Origin of the sequence: Streptomyces populi (assembly GCF_002911015.1) — a bacterium.
GTDB classification, from domain to species: Bacteria; Actinomycetota; Actinomycetes; order Streptomycetales; family Streptomycetaceae; genus Streptomyces; species Streptomyces populi.
Genome location: NZ_KZ626852.1, coordinates 63230 through 80982, shown reverse-complemented (window position 1 = coordinate 80982; position 17753 = coordinate 63230). Strand labels below are relative to the sequence as shown.

At 71.3% G+C, this 17753-nt stretch carries 21 protein-coding genes; 10 read left to right on the top strand and 11 right to left on the bottom strand.

Features of this window, described 5'->3' with window-relative positions; all coding sequences use genetic code 11:
* Positions 1 to 64 precede the first annotated feature (64 nt).
* Positions 65 to 616 (top strand): DinB family protein, encoded by a 552-nt coding sequence (locus tag CW362_RS09775; RefSeq protein WP_103548988.1) that lies wholly within the window; start codon positions 65 to 67, stop codon positions 614 to 616.
* Positions 617 to 667: 51 nt separating this feature from the next.
* Here the strand turns inward: CW362_RS09775 and CW362_RS09770 are convergent, their stop codons facing one another.
* On the bottom strand, positions 668 to 871 hold the full coding sequence (locus CW362_RS09770) for a hypothetical protein (RefSeq protein WP_103548987.1): 204 nt from the start codon (positions 869 to 871) through the stop codon (positions 668 to 670).
* Between the two features lie 149 nt (positions 872 to 1020).
* Between CW362_RS09770 and CW362_RS09765 the strand changes: the two genes are divergently transcribed.
* Positions 1021 to 2532 (top strand): DUF4246 domain-containing protein, encoded by a 1512-nt coding sequence (locus tag CW362_RS09765; RefSeq protein WP_103548986.1) that lies wholly within the window; start codon positions 1021 to 1023, stop codon positions 2530 to 2532.
* Positions 2533 to 2550: 18 nt separating this feature from the next.
* Here CW362_RS09765 and CW362_RS09760 read toward each other — a convergent pair whose 3' ends face one another.
* The gene (locus tag CW362_RS09760) at positions 2551 to 3300 is read right to left on the bottom strand and encodes a maleylpyruvate isomerase family mycothiol-dependent enzyme (RefSeq protein ID WP_240657734.1); all 750 of its coding nucleotides are present in this window, start codon (positions 3298 to 3300) and stop codon (positions 2551 to 2553) included.
* 263 nt (positions 3301 to 3563) lie between these two features.
* Positions 3564 to 4229, bottom strand: a complete 666-nt coding sequence (locus CW362_RS09755; RefSeq protein WP_420856866.1) for a transglutaminase domain-containing protein — start codon at positions 4227 to 4229, stop codon at positions 3564 to 3566.
* Positions 4230 to 4668: 439 nt separating this feature from the next.
* Between CW362_RS09755 and CW362_RS09750 the strand changes: the two genes are divergently transcribed.
* Positions 4669 to 5343: an MBL fold metallo-hydrolase gene (locus tag CW362_RS09750; protein WP_103548984.1), complete on the top strand. Its 675-nt coding sequence runs from the start codon at positions 4669 to 4671 to the stop codon at positions 5341 to 5343.
* A gap of 267 nt (positions 5344 to 5610) precedes the next feature.
* On the opposite strand, the gene CW362_RS09745 is transcribed toward CW362_RS09750, so the two are convergent.
* Together CW362_RS09745 and CW362_RS09740 are read right to left on the bottom strand one after the other, a co-directional pair.
* Positions 5611 to 6117 carry a hypothetical protein gene (locus CW362_RS09745; RefSeq protein ID WP_103548983.1) on the bottom strand — a complete coding sequence of 169 codons (507 nt, stop codon included), beginning with the start codon at positions 6115 to 6117 and terminating at the stop codon, positions 5611 to 5613.
* A 76-nt stretch (positions 6118 to 6193) separates the two neighbouring features.
* Complete coding sequence (locus tag CW362_RS09740; RefSeq protein ID WP_206300911.1) at positions 6194 to 6712, bottom strand: ArsR/SmtB family transcription factor; 519 nt, start codon at positions 6710 to 6712, stop codon at positions 6194 to 6196.
* 97 nt (positions 6713 to 6809) lie between these two features.
* On the opposite strand from CW362_RS09740, the gene CW362_RS09735 reads away from it, so the two are divergent.
* Positions 6810 to 8060 carry an MFS transporter gene (locus CW362_RS09735; protein WP_103548981.1) on the top strand — a complete coding sequence of 417 codons (1251 nt, stop codon included), beginning with the start codon at positions 6810 to 6812 and terminating at the stop codon, positions 8058 to 8060.
* A gap of 36 nt (positions 8061 to 8096) precedes the next feature.
* Here CW362_RS09735 and CW362_RS09730 read toward each other — a convergent pair whose 3' ends face one another.
* The 3 genes from CW362_RS09730 to CW362_RS09720 form a co-directional block, all read right to left on the bottom strand.
* Positions 8097 to 8570: a hypothetical protein gene (locus CW362_RS09730; RefSeq protein ID WP_103548980.1), complete on the bottom strand. Its 474-nt coding sequence runs from the start codon at positions 8568 to 8570 to the stop codon at positions 8097 to 8099.
* Between the two features lie 191 nt (positions 8571 to 8761).
* Positions 8762 to 9346, bottom strand: a complete 585-nt coding sequence (locus CW362_RS09725; protein ID WP_103548979.1) for a TerD family protein — start codon at positions 9344 to 9346, stop codon at positions 8762 to 8764.
* Between the two features lie 371 nt (positions 9347 to 9717).
* On the bottom strand, positions 9718 to 10068 hold the full coding sequence (locus tag CW362_RS09720; RefSeq protein WP_103548978.1) for a helix-turn-helix transcriptional regulator: 351 nt from the start codon (positions 10066 to 10068) through the stop codon (positions 9718 to 9720).
* A 129-nt stretch (positions 10069 to 10197) separates the two neighbouring features.
* Between CW362_RS09720 and CW362_RS09715 the strand changes: the two genes are divergently transcribed.
* The 3 genes from CW362_RS09715 (at position 10198) to CW362_RS09705 (ending at position 12126) form a co-directional block, all read left to right on the top strand.
* Positions 10198 to 10671, top strand: coding sequence for an STAS domain-containing protein (locus CW362_RS09715; protein WP_103548977.1), 474 nt, complete (start codon positions 10198 to 10200; stop codon positions 10669 to 10671).
* 208 nt (positions 10672 to 10879) lie between these two features.
* Positions 10880 to 11242, top strand: coding sequence for an STAS domain-containing protein (locus tag CW362_RS09710; protein WP_103548976.1), 363 nt, complete (start codon positions 10880 to 10882; stop codon positions 11240 to 11242).
* A gap of 143 nt (positions 11243 to 11385) precedes the next feature.
* Complete coding sequence (locus CW362_RS09705) at positions 11386 to 12126, top strand: alpha/beta fold hydrolase (protein WP_103548975.1); 741 nt, start codon at positions 11386 to 11388, stop codon at positions 12124 to 12126.
* Between the two features lie 358 nt (positions 12127 to 12484).
* Here the strand turns inward: CW362_RS09705 and CW362_RS09700 are convergent, their stop codons facing one another.
* Positions 12485 to 13012: a hypothetical protein gene (locus tag CW362_RS09700; protein WP_103548974.1), complete on the bottom strand. Its 528-nt coding sequence runs from the start codon at positions 13010 to 13012 to the stop codon at positions 12485 to 12487.
* Between the two features lie 233 nt (positions 13013 to 13245).
* On the opposite strand from CW362_RS09700, the gene CW362_RS09695 reads away from it, so the two are divergent.
* Positions 13246 to 13800 (top strand): WhiB family transcriptional regulator, encoded by a 555-nt coding sequence (locus tag CW362_RS09695; RefSeq protein ID WP_103548973.1) that lies wholly within the window; start codon positions 13246 to 13248, stop codon positions 13798 to 13800.
* A 66-nt stretch (positions 13801 to 13866) separates the two neighbouring features.
* On the opposite strand, the gene CW362_RS09690 is transcribed toward CW362_RS09695, so the two are convergent.
* Together CW362_RS09690 and CW362_RS09685 are read right to left on the bottom strand one after the other, a co-directional pair.
* Complete coding sequence (locus CW362_RS09690) at positions 13867 to 14355, bottom strand: hypothetical protein (RefSeq protein WP_162684023.1); 489 nt, start codon at positions 14353 to 14355, stop codon at positions 13867 to 13869.
* Positions 14356 to 14845: 490 nt separating this feature from the next.
* Positions 14846 to 15205, bottom strand: a complete 360-nt coding sequence (locus CW362_RS09685; protein ID WP_103548971.1) for a hypothetical protein — start codon at positions 15203 to 15205, stop codon at positions 14846 to 14848.
* Between the two features lie 332 nt (positions 15206 to 15537).
* On the opposite strand from CW362_RS09685, the gene CW362_RS09675 reads away from it, so the two are divergent.
* Together CW362_RS09675 and CW362_RS09670 are read left to right on the top strand one after the other, a co-directional pair.
* Positions 15538 to 16077 carry an ArsR/SmtB family transcription factor gene (locus CW362_RS09675; RefSeq protein WP_103548970.1) on the top strand — a complete coding sequence of 180 codons (540 nt, stop codon included), beginning with the start codon at positions 15538 to 15540 and terminating at the stop codon, positions 16075 to 16077.
* Positions 16078 to 16094: 17 nt separating this feature from the next.
* Positions 16095 to 17393, top strand: a complete 1299-nt coding sequence (locus tag CW362_RS09670) for an MFS transporter (RefSeq protein WP_206300917.1) — start codon at positions 16095 to 16097, stop codon at positions 17391 to 17393.
* The last annotated feature ends 360 nt before the right edge of the window (positions 17394 to 17753 follow it).

The following is a 17753-nucleotide window of genomic DNA, read 5'->3' as shown; positions in this document are numbered from 1 at the left end:
CAGACCCTGTCGGTGATCGGGGCCGCGCGGACCGAAGCGAACCGAAGCGAACCGAAGGGCGGACATGAACGGCCCTGTCAGAAGAGGCGACCTGTTCGACCGCGCCGACGGCGCCCGCCGGTTCACCGGCCCGACGACCGGCGACGAACGGCACATGCTCATCGATGTCCTGCGTGCCCAGCGCTCGACACTGCGGCTGAAGTGTTCCGGTCTGGGCCCGGAGTTGTCCCTGCGGTCCGTGGAACCGTCCACGCTCTCACTGCTCGGCCTGATCCGGCACCTCGCCGATATGGAACGCCGCTGGTTCCGTCAGGTCCTGGCCGGGCAGGACGCGTCGCCCCTCTTCTCCTCGACGGCCGACCCCGACGGGGACTTCGAAGGCGCCACGGACGACCCCCAGGTCGTCACGGCGGCTTGGGAGGCGTGGCGGACAGAGGTGGCCTTCGCCGAACAGTTCGTCGCCGATGCACCCGGCCTCGACATCCAGGGCGAGGACTCCTGGCGCGGAACGGTGTCACTGCGCTGGGTCCTCATCCACATGATCGAGGAGTACGCCCGCCACAACGGCCACGCCGACCTGCTCCGCGAGCGCATCGACGGGGCGATCGGCCTTTGACCTCACTCCCCTCCTCGCAGGAGACGGTTTTCCGGACTTGCGCGCCGTCGATCAGGAATAGAAGCCTCGGCCGTATTCCTCGGGTCCGACGGTGAAGTCGTCCGGCCGATCGCGGCGTAGCTCCTCGTACCGGACCACGAACACGTCGATGGCTTCATGAATCGTGCAGCCCAGCGTTTCGCGGATCGTCTTGATCGCGAACACGATTCGACGGTCGAGGATGTCGTGGTCGACACTCGTCGGCAGTGTGGTCATGGGTCCTCCGAAGTCGCCGTACGGCAAGGGAGTACAGCAACCGGGCAGGCCCCGGTCAATCGAGTAAGGCCTCTCCCCCTCGCTGAGCGGTGTCAGTCCGCTGAAGTACCCTTCCAGCCACCGCACACCGACTGGGAGGACCCGGAGAATTGACCGGCCTGTCTGCTTTCCCGCTGCCCTTTCACGCTTCCCGTTCCATATCGTTCGCGACTCCCCGAACGCTGCGGGAACTTCAGATGATGCAGTGCAGCGCCCACATCCGGGCGAAACCCGGGTGGTTCGACAAGATGAACGACGCCGACATCGTCGCCAGGTGGACACAGGAAGCGGTCGCCCAGGGTCTCACCGAAGCACAGGTTCGTTACGTGCTCGCCGAACTCGCGCATTACGCCGCGCTGCGGGACGGACGGACCGGCATCGAGGTGTCCGCCGTCGACGGGGTGTGGCAGTCGGACACCCTGGTCGACGACAAGCTCGGATCCCGGCTGCGCGAGGCGGTCCGGGTTCTGGAACAGGTCCCCGAGGGGGAACGGGACTGGCACCCCGGATCCGACGGCCAGGTACTGGATCTGGTTCATCCCTCCCTGTTCTGTCTGGTGCGGGAGGTGAGCGGCGCGCCCGAGCGGGCTTGGCAGAACCCGACGGACCGCTACTCGAAGTACGAGTTCTCGGAGAAGTTCCAGTGGCTGCCCACGGACGTCGACGTCAGCGACGACGGCGCCGCCGTCTTCCGTTCGTACGTCAACAACGTCCACCCCGAGACTCATCACGAACTGGCCTCCGTCCTGCCGGAGTTGTTCGCGCGCTTCCGTCCGCTGCTGGAGAACGTGCTCACCGACCTGCGCCATCCGCGACCCCTGCGGATCGAGGCCGATCCTTACGGGTGGTACGAGTCGCAGGCGCCGGAGTACCCGAACAAATCCTCCTACAGCGACGACGAGGCCCACGCGGAAGCCGTCCGCCTATGGGAAGCGGCTCAGGACGACTGGTGGGAGAACCGCAGCCCGACCATTCCGGACGCCCCGGTCTTCACCCCGCCCGAGTCGCCTGACGAATCCGTCCGGGTCGACCTGCGCGGTCGCGGTCTCCAGGTCATCGTCAAGCTCGCCACCATTCATCTCACCCCGGACAAGCCCGAGTACCCCGGTGGTTCCTGGCACGTCGAGGGGATGCTGAACGAGCGGATCGTCTCGACCGGCATCTACTACTGGGACAGTGAGAACATCACCGAGAGCCGGCTGAGTTTCCGGACGGCACTCGACGACCCGCACTACGAACAGAGTGACGACGACGGTATGCGTGAGGTCTACGGCCTGGAGGACGCGGACGCCCTGAACCAGGTACTGGGATCGGCATCGACCCCGGCGGGCCGCTGCCTGGCGTTCCCGAACATCCTCCAGCACCGCGTCGGTTCGTTCCGCCTCACGGACCCGGCCCGCCCGGGGCATCGCAAGATTCTCGCGTTCTTCCTGGTCGACCCGTCGGAGAAGGTCGTTTCGACGTCCGACGTGCCACCGCAGCAACCGTGGTCCGACACCTCGACCATGACGCTCGAACAGGCCAAGAACTACCGCGAACAGCTCATGCAGGAACGCAAGTTCTTCGTCGACGAGCACAACGAGCAGCTCTACGAACGAGAATTCTCCCTCTGCGAGCACTGAACCCCTTCGTCGCCGGACTCAGGACCAGCCCGGCGTCGGCGGGAGCGGCCACCTGGGCGGGGTCGGCAGCGGAACGTCCGCCCGGAGCCGCACGTCCGTGCCGCGTCCGGCGAGCCAGGCGAGGATGGAGTGCCCCGTGCCGGTGACGGTGGGACCGGCCGGGGCCAGGGTCCAGGCACGATCGAGGTCGGTGGCCTGGATACGGGCGACCGGGAAGTCGCGTGCGGTGAGCGCGGCGACGGTGTCGTCGAGTGCCCATGCGACGTAGCCGGAAGGCCAGTCGGCCGCGGTGTACCCCAGGTTCAGGTCGACGTGGTGCGTCTCGAGTTCGCGTCGGCAGCGCCGGAGGGTGAACCAGGCAGGGTGCCGCCACCCCGCGAGCGCGGTGACCAGGACGAACCAGCCTTCGGCCGGCACGGCTCGTGCCTCGTCGAGCAGTCGGTCGAAGCTGCCGCGCAGATCGGCCACGAGCTCATCGGCGGAACGCTCGGCACCCTCGCGCAGCGCGCGGTCCAGGGCGGCGGCGTCCGCCCGTGGGCCGGGTTCACCGCCGGTGCGCGCCAGTGTCAGCAGCCGACGGTACGCGTCGGCGCTGCGGGCGAGGTGGGTGATGACGTGGCCGCGGCTCCAGCCGGGCAACGCCGACGGTTCGCGGGCCTGGAGGCGGCTCAGCGAGCCCAGGCGGGCGCCGACGCGCGCGACGGAACCCCGGATCTCGTCGAGGAGGACGTCGATGTCCGTGAGGGTGATGCCAGAGGTCTCGGTCACAGACGTCATCTTCTCGTCACGCGATTCGGTGCTCCCGGCGGGCACCCCCATGAGGCGGTCACCTCCGACACCGGCCGTGGCCGACCGCCCTCTCGACCGCCTTCCGCGCGTTGGGTGTTCTGGCCGCGAAGGTCCGCCGGATCGAACGACGCACCGATTCGGTCGGGCGGGTGGACGTGGGCCGGGGGTGGCCTCCCGGCCGTCGAGGGGCCGGACAGGCCGGGCCGATCTCGTAGACCGGCGGGCCTTCCCCCGTCAGAGCGCTAGAGTCCGGCGGCTCGTCGGCCCAGGACGGGCTCGGCCAGGAGTCTCGCCGGGCCGCACAGGGTCTGGCCGTACCGGGCGAAAAGCTCGTCCCGGGAGTCGAAGCGCCCGAGATCCGCGAGCAGGTACGCCGAGAGATCGCACGAACCGTCCGACGCGGGGCAGACCGCGACCCCGTCCCAGTCGACGCTCGTCCTGGACAGCGCCTCGAAGAGTGTCTCCGGACCTGCGTTCGTGAAGCCGCCGCCGATCCGTCCACGCGGCTCGCGAGCACCGCCGAAGAGCTCGGACACCGGCAGCCAGGGTGCGGCCGTGTGATCGTCCCTCGACAGCCCCTCGATGCGGAACTCCGGCCAGGCCAGCACCACTTGGTCGGGGATGAGCCGACGCATCCGGGGGAAGCGCGGGTACCAGAACGTGCCGTCCACGACCAGGCCACGCACCCGGGAGGGAACGCCCCACGCCCGCGCGACCGCTTCCAGTACGGCCATCCGCTGGCTGCAGGAACCGCGGCCGAGTCGCAGAACCTGGGACACCGGTCGCGCCTCCTGGACCGAGTACACGGGGCGAACCTCTGCGGAGATCCATCGGTGCGCGCGGCGGAGGGCCGCCACTTTCGCCGCGGGCCCCTCCCCTTCCCGGTCCGCCCTGCCGATGCTCCGCACGACGGACCGGACCCTCGGATGTCCCCGATCGAGAATCCGCGTCGGCTCCGTTCCTCCGCACGCGTCGTGGCCGCCGGCCACGGCCTGTCGAGCCCGCCCACACGGCGTCAGCAGCGTACTCACCACAACTGGCCCCTCCTGCCCTGGTCGCAGCCCAGTCTCCCAGCTTTTTTGAACACGTTCAAGTGTGATGGACGGTCGGCGGGCACGTGGGCCGGGCCGTCGATGCGGACCCGTGCCTCGTCCGCCCGCACGAGCCGGCACCCGGTCCCGCCGGCCGAAGCCGGAACCAACGCCCACTGACAGCGCACCGCGTCGACGCCGTCCCGCAGCCGCCACTCGGCCGGCGCCGACCCGGTGGACCTTCCCGGTCACGGCACCGGTGAGCCGTCAGCGAACGAAGGCGCGGCCGGAGAGCCCAACACGACAGGCTGAGGACATGGACGTGATCGAAGTACTGCCGAGACTGCGCATGCTCCGCTTCCCGGTGGGTTCGGCCTATCTGTGGCGGGACGGCTCCGAACTGACCCTGATCGACACCGGCACGGCGGACCGCGCGGCAGAGATCGAGGAAGCGCTGGACGGCGGATTACGCCGGATCGTGCTGACGCACTGGCACGAGGACCACACGGGCTCGGCCGCCGAACTCGCCGCACGGCACGGGGCGGAGGTGGTGGCCCATCGGCTGGAGGCTCCGGTGATCCGGGGGCGGACGGCCGGGGCACCGCCGGTGCTGGAGGAGTTCGAGGTGGCGATCAGAGCGGCGCTTCCACCTCTGCCCGCGGCCCCGCCCTGCCGGGTGGACCGGGAGGTGGAGGACGGCGACGTGCTGGATTTCGGCGGCGGGGCCGTGGTGGTCGCGGTGCCCGGGCACACGGACGGATCGATCGCGCTCCATCTGCCCGGGCCGAAGGTGCTGTTCACCGGAGACGCGGTCGCCAACGTCGGCCGGACCATGATGGGCGTTTTCAACACCGACCGCGTCCGAGCCGTCGAGTCGCTGCGCCGGCTCGCCGAACTGACGGTCGAAACGGCGGTCGTCGGGCACGGCGACCCGGTCACCCACGGCGCGACGGCAGCCCTGCGGAAGGCGGCCGCCGCAACCGGACCATGAGAACCGGACGGCGCCATGGACGGGCACGGCTTCACCGCCATCGGCACTTCTGATCAGGTGTCGGTGTCCTCGAAGGACGAAGCAACCGTCCGGTGACGGCCCGTGGAGCCCCCAGCGTCCGGAAACCTCCCGGGCGCCGCGTGACGACCGGCTCGCTCCGCCGGACCGCTGTCGGAACCGGCACTCCAGCCGTAGATCGTGACCCGCTGACCGGAATCCGCTCCAGGACTTCGGCAAGGGGCGTGAGGACGCCCGGTTCGGAGTGCTTCAGACCAGGAGGTGACGCCAGTAGAGCGGATCGGGTGGTCCGAACGTCAACCCGTTCTCGTCGAGGGTGTTGAAGACGGTCACTTGGCCGTGGGAGAAACCGAAGTTGACGGCGATCGTTCCTCGGGCCATGTCACTCCCGGTCCATTCGAAGAGCTGGACGTCCTGAAGGACCTGGCCCCGCAGGACGTCCAGCTCGGGATGCGCGTCGTGACGCCACTGGAGATCGAAGTCGGACCACTGAACCGGCCGACGGGGGTCGACCGTGTTCCAGGTGATCGAGAGGTCGTCGAACTTCTGGTGGTTGATCTCGACCTGTTCTCCGGTGAAGTCGAGCAGGACGGGGCAGTCGGAGAACCACTCGTCGTCCTGGACGTCCCAGACCAGCCAGGCACGGGTCAACGGGCGGCCGACGAGGGCGCGCAGTCTCAGGCCGTGGGCCACCACGACCTCGGAGTGACCGTTCAGCCATTGGGGCCGGTAGTTCTCGATCCCGAAGTCGAACACGCCTGGATCCTCTCAGAACGAGACCTCGTGAATCCTCGGGGTTCCCGCCCGGCCGGAATCGGTGCCGCCCCGCGGATCACTCCTGTGGGTGTGTCGCGTCCTGCAGCGGGAAGGCCATCATGCTGACGCCCAGGGGGGTGGTGCCCGGTGTGTGCGGCGGCCGGGCCGCTTCGTGGAGCTCGTCGGCGAGTTCCACGAGCCGTTCCCGGACGTTCCGCCAGATCCGGGGGTCCACCCACAGTTCCGCGTCGACGGTGACGCCCTCGCCGCCCTCCACGCGCCGCCTGGCACGTTCCCGGAGGGTGTGCGCCATGGTCTCGGCCAGCATCGGGGTCCCCTCGCGCTGGTCGGACAGCGGTGTGCCCTGGACGGTGCGGTAGCGGCGTTCCCTGCCACCGCGGCGCGTGCGTTCCTCCGCCAGCTCGACCAGGCCCACCGCGTCCAGGCGCCGCAGGTGCTGGCTGGCCAGCGCGTGGGAGATGTCCAACTCGCGGGAGAGCTCGGCGGCCGACATCGGCCCCGGCCACATGAGGCTGAGCATCCGCAGTCGCACGGGATGGGCGAGCGCGCGCAGCACGGGATCGGTATCGGTCACGCAAGCCAGTAAAGCGCACGTCGGCACCATGGGCCCGCTACCGCCAATCAAATGATTGGGGGTAGGTTGTGCAGCCACGCACGACGAGGGGGCGGACATGGGCTGGAACACGTCGAAGGTCTTCCGGGACCGCAACGCGGGTCTCTATCTGGGCGGAGTGATCGTCTCCGGTTTCGGTGACTCGGCCATGTCGCTGGCCGCCGGAATCTGGGTCAAGACGCTCACCGGTTCCAGCAGCCTCGCCGCGCTCGTGGGCTTCTGCATCTGGCTGCCGACGTTCGCGGGGCCGGTGGTCGGCACCGTGGCGGACCGGGTGCGCCGCCGCCCGCTTCTGGTCGCCACCAATCTGACCCTGGCCGCCGTCATGACCGCACCGCTCGTGGTGCGCTCGCGGGAACAGGTCTGGCTGCTGTTCGCCGTGCTGACCCTGGTCGGCACGGGCATGGTGCTCACGGACGCGGCCGAGACGGCCCTGGTGGCGACCGCCGTGCCGGACGAACTGCGCGGCGACTTCAACGGCCTGGTGCTCACCGCCATCGAGAGCATGAAGCTGCTCGCTCCGCTGGCCGGTGCGGGCCTGTTCGCCGCCTTCGGCGGGCCGACGGTGGCGCTGCTGGACGCGGCCACCTTCGTCCTGGCAGCGGTCGCCTTCAGGCTGATCCGGGTACAGGAAGACCCGCCCGCGGCCCGCATCAGGCGGTCGTGGACCACCGAGACCGCCGAAGGAGCCCGCTACCTGCGGCGGCACCCGGTACTGCGCCCGCTCGTCGTCACCAGCGGGACGGCCATGGTGCTGGGCGGCCTCAACAGCACGGCCACGTACGCGATGCTCGACGCCGGGCTGCACCGGTCCCCGGCCTTCGCCGGCGTGCTCACCTCGCTCCAGGGCCTCGGATCGGTCGTCAGCGGACTGGCGGCCGGTACGCTGATGCGCCGGTGGCCCGGGCGCGCCTTCCCGGCGGCCGGCCTCGCCCTCTTCGCCGTCGGCGTGCTGGCACGGGCGACCCCCTGGACACCCGTCGTGCTCGGCGGCAGCCTGGCACTCGGCCTGGGCCTGCCCTGTCCGCTCATCGCGGCGCTGACGGCCGTCCAGAGGCACACCCCGTCCGAGTTGCTCGGCCGGGTCGCGGCGACGGCCAACACCTTGATGTACGCGCCCACCGGACTCGCCCTGCTCCTGGGCACGGGAATGGTGGCCGGCCTCGACTACCGGGTGCAGCTCCTCGCCGCCGGTACGTTCGGCCTGGCCGCGGCAGCCGTGCTCGCCATGACCGGCCGCACCACGCGCACCACGGCACCGGTCGGCGCCCGGCCCGCACCCGGAACGAAGGAAGCAGACGTGACGTAGAAGGGGCGGCGCCGGGCGGGTGGGCCGGGTTCCGGCTCAGCTCCCGCGGTGCGTGGGCGATGAGCCCGAAAGGGGTCCTGGGGCGGCACCGGCGGCGGTGGGGAGTCCGTCGCCGCGGTCCAGGAGCCTGGCCTCCAGCGCCTTGAAGAGGTGGTCCTCCTCGGCCGGAAGCAGAATCTCGAGCTGTCGCCCGGCCACGTCGCACACCAGCATCGACAGCTCGGCGACGACTTCGACATCGCTGTGCGGAGTCCCGATCCGCAGCTCCGCCACCGTGCCGTCCTTGGTGGACAGGAAGACGCCTTCGGCCTTCACCGTCAGGCGAGCGCGGTGCCGTCCCCCGCCGGAGTTGCGGAATCGTGCGGCGCAATCGACGCGGGCGGTTCCTCCGCGGTTCAGTGCCTCGACGGTCCGGGAGACGCGCCTCCCGTGCCACCGCTTCCGTATCCGGTGCAGGAGCGGCTGGACCACGCCGGCGAGGACCACGGCGACGAAAAGCTTCTCCCCCACAGACATCTCCTTCGGCCCGGCTTTCCCGTGATCATGATCGTGCCCGGCCCGCCGTCGGGCTCGTGGCCGCCCCTCTCCCGCGTGCGCCGCTCGACGGGCAGCACGCGGGCCGACCGCGGCGGGGAGAAGCGGGACGACGGAGCGTTCGCGAGGGCGTCGGCCGGCTCGGCGGCCACCGCTCCGTCGACGGACTACTTGCTGACGGCGAAGCGCATCAGGGCGTGCTCGTCCCCCTGCTTGATCTTCCCCGTCGTATTGATGACTTCGAGCTTCCAGGCCGCGCCGACCCGCATCGCCTTCGCCACGGCGCAGCCGTTGTCCTGGGTGAGCAGGCTGGGCCATATGTCGGCGACCTGCTGAGAACTCCCACCGGTCGCGTCGTACACCTTGAAGCTGATGTTGCGCGCCTTCTCGAAGGCGCTGCCCTTCTTGTACGCGGCGGCGACGAACACGATCGACGTGATGTGGGGCGGGATCCGGGCGAACTCGACGGTCACCGTCTCGTCGTCGCCGTCCCCGTGTCCGGTCTGGTTGTCACCACTGTGGACCAACGAGCCGTTGCCCATGGGGTCGAGCGAGTCGAGACCCGCGAGGCGTACCGGGTCCCGGCCCTGCATGGCGATGGCGATCAGGTCCAGATCGGTGCCCGTCTTGCGGCGCAGTTTGCCCAGCACTCCACCACTGCTGCCGGCCGTGGGGTCCCAGGACACACCGATGGACAGATGGGTCACTCCGTCCAGGTCCGCAGGGCCGTCTTCCTTGGTGAGCGTGATCATGTCCGGGCCGTCCTCTCGATCAGGGCTACAACACGCAGAGTGTGCCTGGGCCCTCATTGGTTCCACAGCCTCGGGGTCCGCTTTCGCCGGCTTCGGCCGCGGACGCGTCACCGGACGTTCCCGCGCGGGCCGTCGACGCCTCCACCGCGACGGTCGTCCGACGTCTTCATGACGGTGCGGACCCGGCGGGCGGCGGGGCGGGACGGGGGCGGACACCCGGGTCGCGGAGGGAGCGCCCTTGCGGGTCGTCGGCCCGGTCGGCCACGCCGACGGACATGGGCCGGCGCGCACTTCCCCGGCACCCCCGCCTTCTCCGTCCGCCGATCCGGGCAGTCCTTGCCCGCGGGTGTGGACTCAACCGCCGTCAGCCGTCATCCGGATGCGTGCGTGGGCTCGACGGACAGCGCCGCACGATGGGCTTCGTCCTGGATGAGGAGCGAGAGGAGCGAGGCCACCGTCAGACCCTGACCCGCTTCGGTCGGATGACGCAGGACTTTGCCGGGGTCGATCTGGTAGCTGTTGCCGCGTCCCTGTCGGATGTGTGAGAGGTAACCGGCCTGCTCCAGGTCCGCGATGATCTTCTGCACCGCCCGCTCGGTCAGCCGGCACCGGGCGGCGATGTCGCGGACGCGCGCGCTCTGGTTGTCCGCGATGGCCGCGAGGACGCGAGCGTGGTTCGTCAGGAACGTCCATCCGTTGTGTGACTCGGGTACCCCATCCATGCCCCGAGTCTACTGAGCAGACATGCGCGCATCCAAAAACACGTACTACCGTTCACGTATCAGTTGACGTATGTTGCCCTCCTGGGGGAACGTTGGAGTGGAGCACGCGAACGCATGTGGGAGTGAGCCATGAAGCAACCCTCGCACCGGGCCCAGCCCCTCACGGCGCCGAACCTCCCCCGCCCCGGCAAAGGCGGTGCCGCGGGGCCGCTCCCGTCCGGCCGGACATCCGTGTCGTCCACACCGAGCAGCAACCCGACCCTGGTGACGGTGCGCGGTGAACTCGATCTCGCCTCGGGGCACCAGGTCCGAGATCGTCTGGGCAAAGCCCTCGCCGCCTCGTCCAGCGGTCTCGAGCTGGACCTGAGCGGGCTCGCCTTCTGTGACTGCGCCGGTCTGAACGTGATGCTGGAACTCCGGCACCGTGCCTTGAGCCAGGGCAAGACCGTCACCATCCGGGCCGCCGGCCCCGCGGTCGGCAGACTGCTCGATCTCGTGGGGGTTCGGGAGCTGTTCTCGCCCCCTACGGGCGCGGTGCGCGCAACCGCGTCATCGCGGGCCCGTCACCACGCCCTCGCCGGAGCCGGGAACACCGCCCGGTGACGACGCACGGCGCGCCCGCTTCCCGTCACGGTGTGTGCCCGAGCCCGCTTGAGGGGAATCGCCCGCGCAGCGGGACCGGCCCGGCCGCGAGGCGGCATCACGCCGGGTCGGCAGGGCCTCGCGCAACCGTCGGCCCTGACGGTGCCGGGCATCGGCCAGGGCGGAACACCAGGTCGTATCCGTCGTCGAAGATGCTGGGGAAGTCGTCGTGGAGAGCGAGAAAACGTACCGGCCGCACCCGTTGGAGGTCGTCTCCACCGCCTCCGACGGCATCGTCGTGGTGACCGTCTCCGGTGCGATCGACCACGCCAGCGTCGGGCCCCTCGTCCAGGCCCTGGATCCCGGCCGGCTCGTCGGCCGCCCCTGCGTGATCGTCGACATGCGGCACGTGTCCTTCATGGACTCCAGTGGCATCAACACCTTTCTCGCCACGCACCGCGACCTCACCCGGGCCGAGGGCTGGCTGCGCCTGGCCGGCGTTCCCGCCTCCGTACGGCGCACCCTGCAAAGAGTCGGCGTCGATACCGTCCTCCCCTGCTACCCCGGCCTCGACGAAGCCCTCGCAGCCTGACCCGGCCGTGACGGGGAGGTCCGGGCAGGAAGTGGTCCGGCGGATCCTGCCGGGCCCGCACGCCGGGAACGGCTGGAATCTCCCCCAGGGGGAAGTCCTACCGTCCTGACCGACCACACGCGCTGCTTCGAAAGAGGTCTGTCATGACGACGTTTCTGCTGGTCCCGGGGCTTTTCATGGGTGGCTGGGCCTGGGAGGCGGTGGCCGCCGAACTGACCGCGCAAGGGCATCGGGCACTTCCGGTCACCTTGCCCGGCATGGCCGAGCGGGCGGAGGAGGACCCCGTCGGCGTCGGGCTGCGCGAGCACACCGACGCCGTGGCGGAGCTGCTCGACACGGAGGGCCCTGGGATCGTGCTGGTGGCGCACAGCTACGGCATCTTCCCCGCCCTCGCGGCGGCCGACCGGCACCCCGGGCAGGTCGCCCGGGTGGTGTTCGTGGACACCGGCTTCCCGGAGCCGGGTGAGTCGGTGGCGGCGCAGATGCCACAGCTCGGCCTGCCGGACCACGCCCTCGACGGCCTCGTCCCGGTGCCCGAGGAGATCCCGGCGGTGCACGCCGTCCCGCCGTCGGAGCTGGAGCGCTACCACCGTCTGGCCACCCCGCAGCCGGTCCGGACCGTCACCGAGCCGATCGAGCTGACCGGCGCCTGGCTCAAGCTCCCGACCACCGGGGTGTTCTGCCTCGCCAACGGCCTCAGCCTGGAGTTCGCCCGCACGCTGCACGGCACCGGCCTGCCGCGGTTCGCCAAGCTCGCCGACCCCGCCGTCACCTTCTTCGAACTGGCCACCGGCCACTACCCGATGCTCTCCACCCCGGTGGAGCTGGCCGACGTCCTGATGCGCGCGGCGGCCGGCGAGGGCGTCGGCCTGTACGAGGACTGACCGCCCGTCCTCCGGACCGCCCGGGCGGTCCGCGCCGCGGCACGCCGAAAAGCCGGGGACCCGCCTTTCGTCCCTCGCTCCCGTTCCGCACCGGCGTGCCGGACGCCCCGGCGGGCCCGCCCCGGGCTCGAGGTCCGCTGGAACCGTTCGTTCGGCGGTGCCCGAGCCGGTGGGCGCCGTCCCGCCCGCCGCGGGGATCGCACGGGGCGATGGTCCGGCCGACGGCGACCGTGCCCGCGCCCCGTGCGCCAGGAGAGGCCGTGGGTGACCACCGCGCGGGGCGGGAACCGGAAGCCTTCGCCGTCCGCGGGAGAGCGCTCGGCCGTGACGTCGACGCCCGCCCCTGTGGCGCTCGCGCTCACCGAGGCCCGCCGGGTTCCCTCCGGGCCGCCCTGAGCAGGATGTCCCGCGTGGAACCCGTCCCGTACCTGTCGGCTCCGCTGGAGAGTTCGGCCACGTCGAGCAGCAGGGGCCGGATGTCGACTCCGGCGTCCCACGCCCGCCCGCACAGATCGTTCAGGTCGGCCATCATGTCCCGTGCGTCGTGGCCCTGGTCCTCGACCGAGATCTGGAGCAGCCGCTGCCGGAGACCTCGGGGCGAGAGTTCGAGGGGCAGCCTCGTGGCCCAGCGGAACGAGTGGCACCGCGCCAGGAGCGCGCGCAAGGCGACCCGTACGTCGTCGTCGCCCTCCTCGTAGAGGGAGAGCACGTCCTCCAGTGCCGCCTCGGCCTCCGGCCGGATCCCCGCCTCGTCCATCGGACGCGGGCCCTCCCGCGCCTTCCGCGCCCAATGGGGGTCGCCGAGGTCCACCGGCCTCGTCGCGATGGGCTCGAGGCACGCATCGATCACCGCGAGCCGTTCCTCGAGCTCCGCCAGTACCCCCATGACACCCCTTCCCGGGCCTGCACGCGACGAAGAGCGGGCCGGCGACAGCGCGTTCGGCCGGTGAGCGTACCTCCGGCGCCTCCTGTCTCGTTCTGAACAACAACCGCGGTCCGCTGTTGCCCGTGCCCGTGCCCGCGGTCGCCGGTTCGGACCGCGGTGCTCTCGCCCGCCCGGCCTCAAGCGGTCCTGCCCCAACCGCTCCGCCCCGAAGCGCTTCTCACGGAGGTCCAGCCATGAGCCGTCCCGCAGCCACGAGAACGACCGAGCGCACCGGCGCCGACCCGCGCTTCCGCTTTCCTCACACCTCCGAGCCGACCCGGTGCCGGCTGATACCTCAGGCATTCGATTGCGCGAACGGTGACCGCACCGACGAAGCGGCGGAGCGGCGCCTGGAACTGGCGCGCAAGGAGTGCGCCCGCTGTCCCGTCGCAGCCGGATGCCTGCTGTGGGCGCTGGTCAACGAGTCGGCGGCCCGAGTCGGCATCTGGGCGGCCACCACCCCCAGGGAGCGGACCCAGCTGCGGAAGCGCATCGCGGACCGGCTCGGCCCTGACTGGGTCGAATTGCTGGCCGCCCAGGGCCAGGCACGCCGCGAGCGGGCCGCCGAGGCCCGCACCGCTCCGCTGACGATCGACCAGGCGCGCATCGTTCGTCTGGACAGCGACGTCAACGGCCCGATGCCCCGTCCGCGCGCGCTCTCCCCCGCGCGTCAGCAGCGCAACCGCAACCGGCTCGTGGCCGGCGTCCGCTCCTCCCGCCCGGCGAAGACGCTCGCGGAGGTCTCCTGACGAGCCCGCGCACGACACGTCGAGGCCGGTGCCGTCAGGGGCACGGGGCGGATTCGGGCGGGCAGGTCAGGCGCGCCGCGGACTCGGTACTCCGATGGAGGCGCCCAGGTCGGTGGAAGCGGTCAGTGAGCGGGCGGCGGCTCTCAGATCGCGTTCCCATCCAGGGAGTTCGTCGGGGCCGATCCATTCGCTGTAGTCCGCCGCGACGGAGAGGAACCGTGTTTCCTCCCGGGTGTCGGACGCGACCGTCGTCGACAGACGGGCGACCACGTCCATGGGGGTCAGCTCGCCCTCTTCGAGGCCGAACGCGAGACTCACGAGGAGGCATCGGCCCGCCGTCTCCTCGTCGGGAAGCGGTATGCCGAGTTCCTTCAGGGCCTGGACGTACAGGGCGCGGATCTCGTCCCCGTCTCCTCTGCGCGGCAGTCCGGCCAGCTCGCGCAGAGCAGGGGAATCACGCCCGTCGACGAGCGCATGAGCGGCGAGCATCGGGAGTTCTTCGGGCGGGAGCGCCTCCGCCACGTATCGCCAAGCGCTGTGCCGCAGTCGATCCATGCGCCCATCGTGGAGCCGACGCGGCGCCCCGGCCACCGAATTCCGTGCCCGCGCCCGCGCCCGTGGCGACCTGACCACCGCCGTTCCGGCCGCGTCACATGGTGTTCTGCGTCAACCCGCCTCCGAGCCAGGTCTCCTCCATGCCGATCGGCGTCGACGAAGTCCAGCGCCGCAAGGCAATCGCCCGGGCGACCCTCGCGGTCGCCGCCCGCGACGGGGTGCACGTCATCACCATCCGCACCGTCGCCGAGGAACTCGGCGGCTCCACGGCCGTGGCCACCGACTACGTGCCCACCAGGACGGCCCTGATCACCGACCCCGTCCGCGCGGCGGAGTCCCGGTGGCGGGCCGGCCTGGAGGCCCACGTGGGCGACCGGACGGGCGCGGACCGGCCGCGACACACGTGCCGCACACCGCGGCTCCCGTCACGGCAGGAGCCGGCGGGCCGCGGCAGGACCGTGACGCCGGGGCGTCGGCGTCACCGGGTGGGCTACGGCTCGCCGAGGAGGCCTTCGAGCATCTTGTCCTTGTCGAAGTCACCGTCGTCGTCGAGCCAGCCGAGGTCACCCATGGCCGCACCGAGGACGAGGGCGTCGTAGTCGTCGCCCTTCACGCCGTCGCAGGCGGACGGTTTACCCCTCCCATCGGCCTCGTACTGGGCGACGAGGGCTCTCTGACACCCCTTGACGATGTCGTTGTACGACGGCCGGCCGGCCCAGTAAATGATTCCGCCGACGGCGAGGGCACCCGCGACGGCGACGGCCACGATCAGGTTGCGGCGCCTCGTCGCGGACGGCTTCGACGCGACGGCGGGCGGGACGTCGGGCATCGGCGGCAGATCGTTCGTCATGAATTCCCCAAGGTTGCGCGGTCTCGGGATGCTAGCGGCGGTGGAGCGGCCCAGGGCGCCGATCGGCCGGGTCGCACCGGAACGGGGGGCGTCTCCGACCAGCGCCGGGGCGCCCGCCGTCGGAAGAGTGCGCTGCAGCACGCCCGTTCGCGCCCTCGCCGCGCCCTCCCGGGCCCTCCCCAGGCCCTCCCCGGGCCCTCCCCAGGCCCTCCGGGGCCACTTGCCGCGTGCGTCGCGGTCACAGCCCCGTCCGACCGGTGCCGGACAGCGGATTCCGGGCAACCGGGCGAACCCCCTTGCCTAATGGTCAAGAATCGTTGACCATTGAGCGCATGCCTACCGATGATCTTCCCGAGACGTTTCACGTCACCACCGCCGAACAACTGCGCGCCGTCTCCAACCTCACCCGTCACCGGATCATGGCCGTGCTCCGCTTCGAGCCGGCGACGATCACGCAGATCGCCGAGCGGGTGGGCCTCGCGAAGGGGAGCTCCAGCTATCACGTGCGACTGCTCGAGCGGGCCGGCCTGGTGAAGGTGGTGCGGACGCGGAAGGTGCGGGGGGTCACCGAGCGGTACTACGCGATGGCCGCACAGGCGATCGTGCTGCCGGATCCGGGAGCGGGGCAGCCGGACGTGCTGATGCGGCACGCGGTGGCGGACCTGGAGGCGGCGCCGGCGGATGCCGAGCGACACGTGGGCATGGCGCATCTGCGGCTCACCGATGAGCAGTTCGCGGAGCTGGGGGCGCGGCTGGGGGCACTGGCGGACGAGTACCGGAAGCTGTCCGACCCGTCGCTTCCGGACACGTCATTCGTCTTCGCGCTGTTCCACCCGGCGCGGCGCGATCAGGCCGAAGGGGATGCCAAGTGACCTTCGAGAGAGGCAAGTTGCCGACCGGGTTCGGGCGACTGTGGACCGCTCAGACGGTGTCCTCGCTCGGTGACGGGGTGACGCACGCCGCACTGCCGCTGCTCGCGCTGACGTTGACGCGGGATCCGATGGCGCTCGCCGTCGTCACGGCCGCCGGGACGCTGCCGTGGTTGCTCTTCGGGGTGCTCGGCGGTGCGCTGGTGGACCGCTGGGACCGCCGGCGCACGATGTGGACCGCGGACGTGGCACGTGCGGCACTGCTCGCGATACCGACGGCGGCTGCCGCGCTCGACGTGCTGAGCATTCCGCTCCTCGCGGCCGTCGCCTTCCTGCTCGGCCTCGGCGGACTCTTCTTCGACACGGCGGCCACGGCCTACCTGCCGGATCTGCTCAGCCGCGACCCCGCGCTCCTGGAGCGCGCCAACTCCCGCCTGCGCGGCGCCCAGACCGCCATGTCCGGCTTCGCGGGGCCGCCCGCGGGCAGTGCCCTGCTCGCGCTCGGGCGGGCGTTCCCCCTGCTCGCCGACGCGGTGTCGTTCATGCTCTCCGCACTGCTCGTACGGTCGCTGCCCGCCACGCCCCGGCCCGTGCCGGAGGCCCGCGAGTCGCTGCTGCGACAGGCTCGGGCCGGCGCCTCGTACGTCTTCCGGGACCGGCTGCTGCTCGGGCTCGCGCTGCGCCCGGCGGTCGGGAACATCGCCTTCATCGCCGTGGAGACCGTACTCGCCCTCTTCGCGCACGACCGCCTCGGCATCGACACCTACGGCTTCGGCCTGCTCCTCACGGCGGAGGCCACCGGCGGCCTGCTCGGCGCGGGCGTCGCCTCCCTCCTCGGCCGACGGCTCGGCACCGGCGCCGCGCTCACCTGCACGGCCGCGGTCGAGGGACTCGCCGTCCTGGGCCTTGCCGCCGCCCCGAACCCGTACGTCGCCGGCCTCGCGCTCGCCGTCTGCGGAGCGGGCATGGGCGCCACGATGGTGCTCGGCCCCTCCCTCCGGCAGGCGATCGTCCCCGCCCACCTGATGGGCCGGGTCGCCTCCACCTCCCGCATGCTCGCCATGTGCGCCGCCCCGTTCGGCGCCTTCCTCGGCGGCTGGCTGGCCACCACGTACGACGTGCGCGCCCCGCTCTACACCGCCGCCGGCCTCCTCCTCGCCATGACCGCCGTCACGGCGACCATGACCAGCAACCGCCGGGTCGAGGCGGCGCTGCGCGACGCCGCCCCGGCCGACGGTCCAGGGCACCCGGAATCCGGGGAACCCGTTCGGGAGAGTGTCCCCGGACGGCCGCGGCCCACCGAGGTTCCGGAGCGCTGAACCACCCGAGGCCACCGATGCGCACCGGAGCCCCGGACGCCTCCCGGTCCGGGGCTCCGCCACCGCCTCACCGGCGTCGACCACGGCGCCCGCCGGATCGACCACCGCGCACGGACCGGCGTCGGATGCGGCGCGCGGACGAGGAACGAGGGGTACAGAACTGAGTGACCGTCACCCACGGTGGGCGCGGGACGCGTCGACCGGCCCCGGCCCCGGTGCCGGGGGGTGCGGGCGCGGTGCTCGCTCGGTCCGGCAGGGGCTTATTCATGTGACCCGGTCCGTACGGTGTTCGCGTGAAGGACATTTCGATCGACGGTCTCCGCGCCGCGTACGACGCTCAGCTCCGTGGCGTCACCCCGC

What these genes read in the sequence shown, in the direction of transcription:
- CW362_RS09695 (WP_103548973.1), top strand. Translation starts at nt 13,246, where the DNA reads ATGAGCCGTCCCGCAGCCACGAGAACGACCGAGCGCACCGGCGCCGAC.
- CW362_RS09715 (WP_103548977.1), top strand. Translation starts at nt 10,198, where the DNA reads ATGAAGCAACCCTCGCACCGGGCCCAGCCCCTCACGGCGCCGAACCTC.
- CW362_RS09700 (WP_103548974.1), bottom strand. Translation starts at nt 13,012, where the DNA reads ATGGGGGTACTGGCGGAGCTCGAGGAACGGCTCGCGGTGATCGATGCG.
- CW362_RS09750 (WP_103548984.1), top strand. Translation starts at nt 4,669, where the DNA reads ATGGACGTGATCGAAGTACTGCCGAGACTGCGCATGCTCCGCTTCCCG.
- CW362_RS09720 (WP_103548978.1), bottom strand. Translation starts at nt 10,068, where the DNA reads ATGGATGGGGTACCCGAGTCACACAACGGATGGACGTTCCTGACGAAC.
- CW362_RS09770 (WP_103548987.1), bottom strand. Translation starts at nt 871, where the DNA reads ATGACCACACTGCCGACGAGTGTCGACCACGACATCCTCGACCGTCGA.
- CW362_RS09675 (WP_103548970.1), top strand. Translation starts at nt 15,538, where the DNA reads ATGCCTACCGATGATCTTCCCGAGACGTTTCACGTCACCACCGCCGAA.
- CW362_RS09725 (WP_103548979.1), bottom strand. Translation starts at nt 9,346, where the DNA reads ATGATCACGCTCACCAAGGAAGACGGCCCTGCGGACCTGGACGGAGTG.
- CW362_RS09685 (WP_103548971.1), bottom strand. Translation starts at nt 15,205, where the DNA reads ATGACGAACGATCTGCCGCCGATGCCCGACGTCCCGCCCGCCGTCGCG.
- CW362_RS09690 (WP_162684023.1), bottom strand. Translation starts at nt 14,355, where the DNA reads ATGGATCGACTGCGGCACAGCGCTTGGCGATACGTGGCGGAGGCGCTC.
- CW362_RS09775 (WP_103548988.1), top strand. Translation starts at nt 65, where the DNA reads ATGAACGGCCCTGTCAGAAGAGGCGACCTGTTCGACCGCGCCGACGGC.
- CW362_RS09735 (WP_103548981.1), top strand. Translation starts at nt 6,810, where the DNA reads ATGGGCTGGAACACGTCGAAGGTCTTCCGGGACCGCAACGCGGGTCTC.
- CW362_RS09705 (WP_103548975.1), top strand. Translation starts at nt 11,386, where the DNA reads ATGACGACGTTTCTGCTGGTCCCGGGGCTTTTCATGGGTGGCTGGGCC.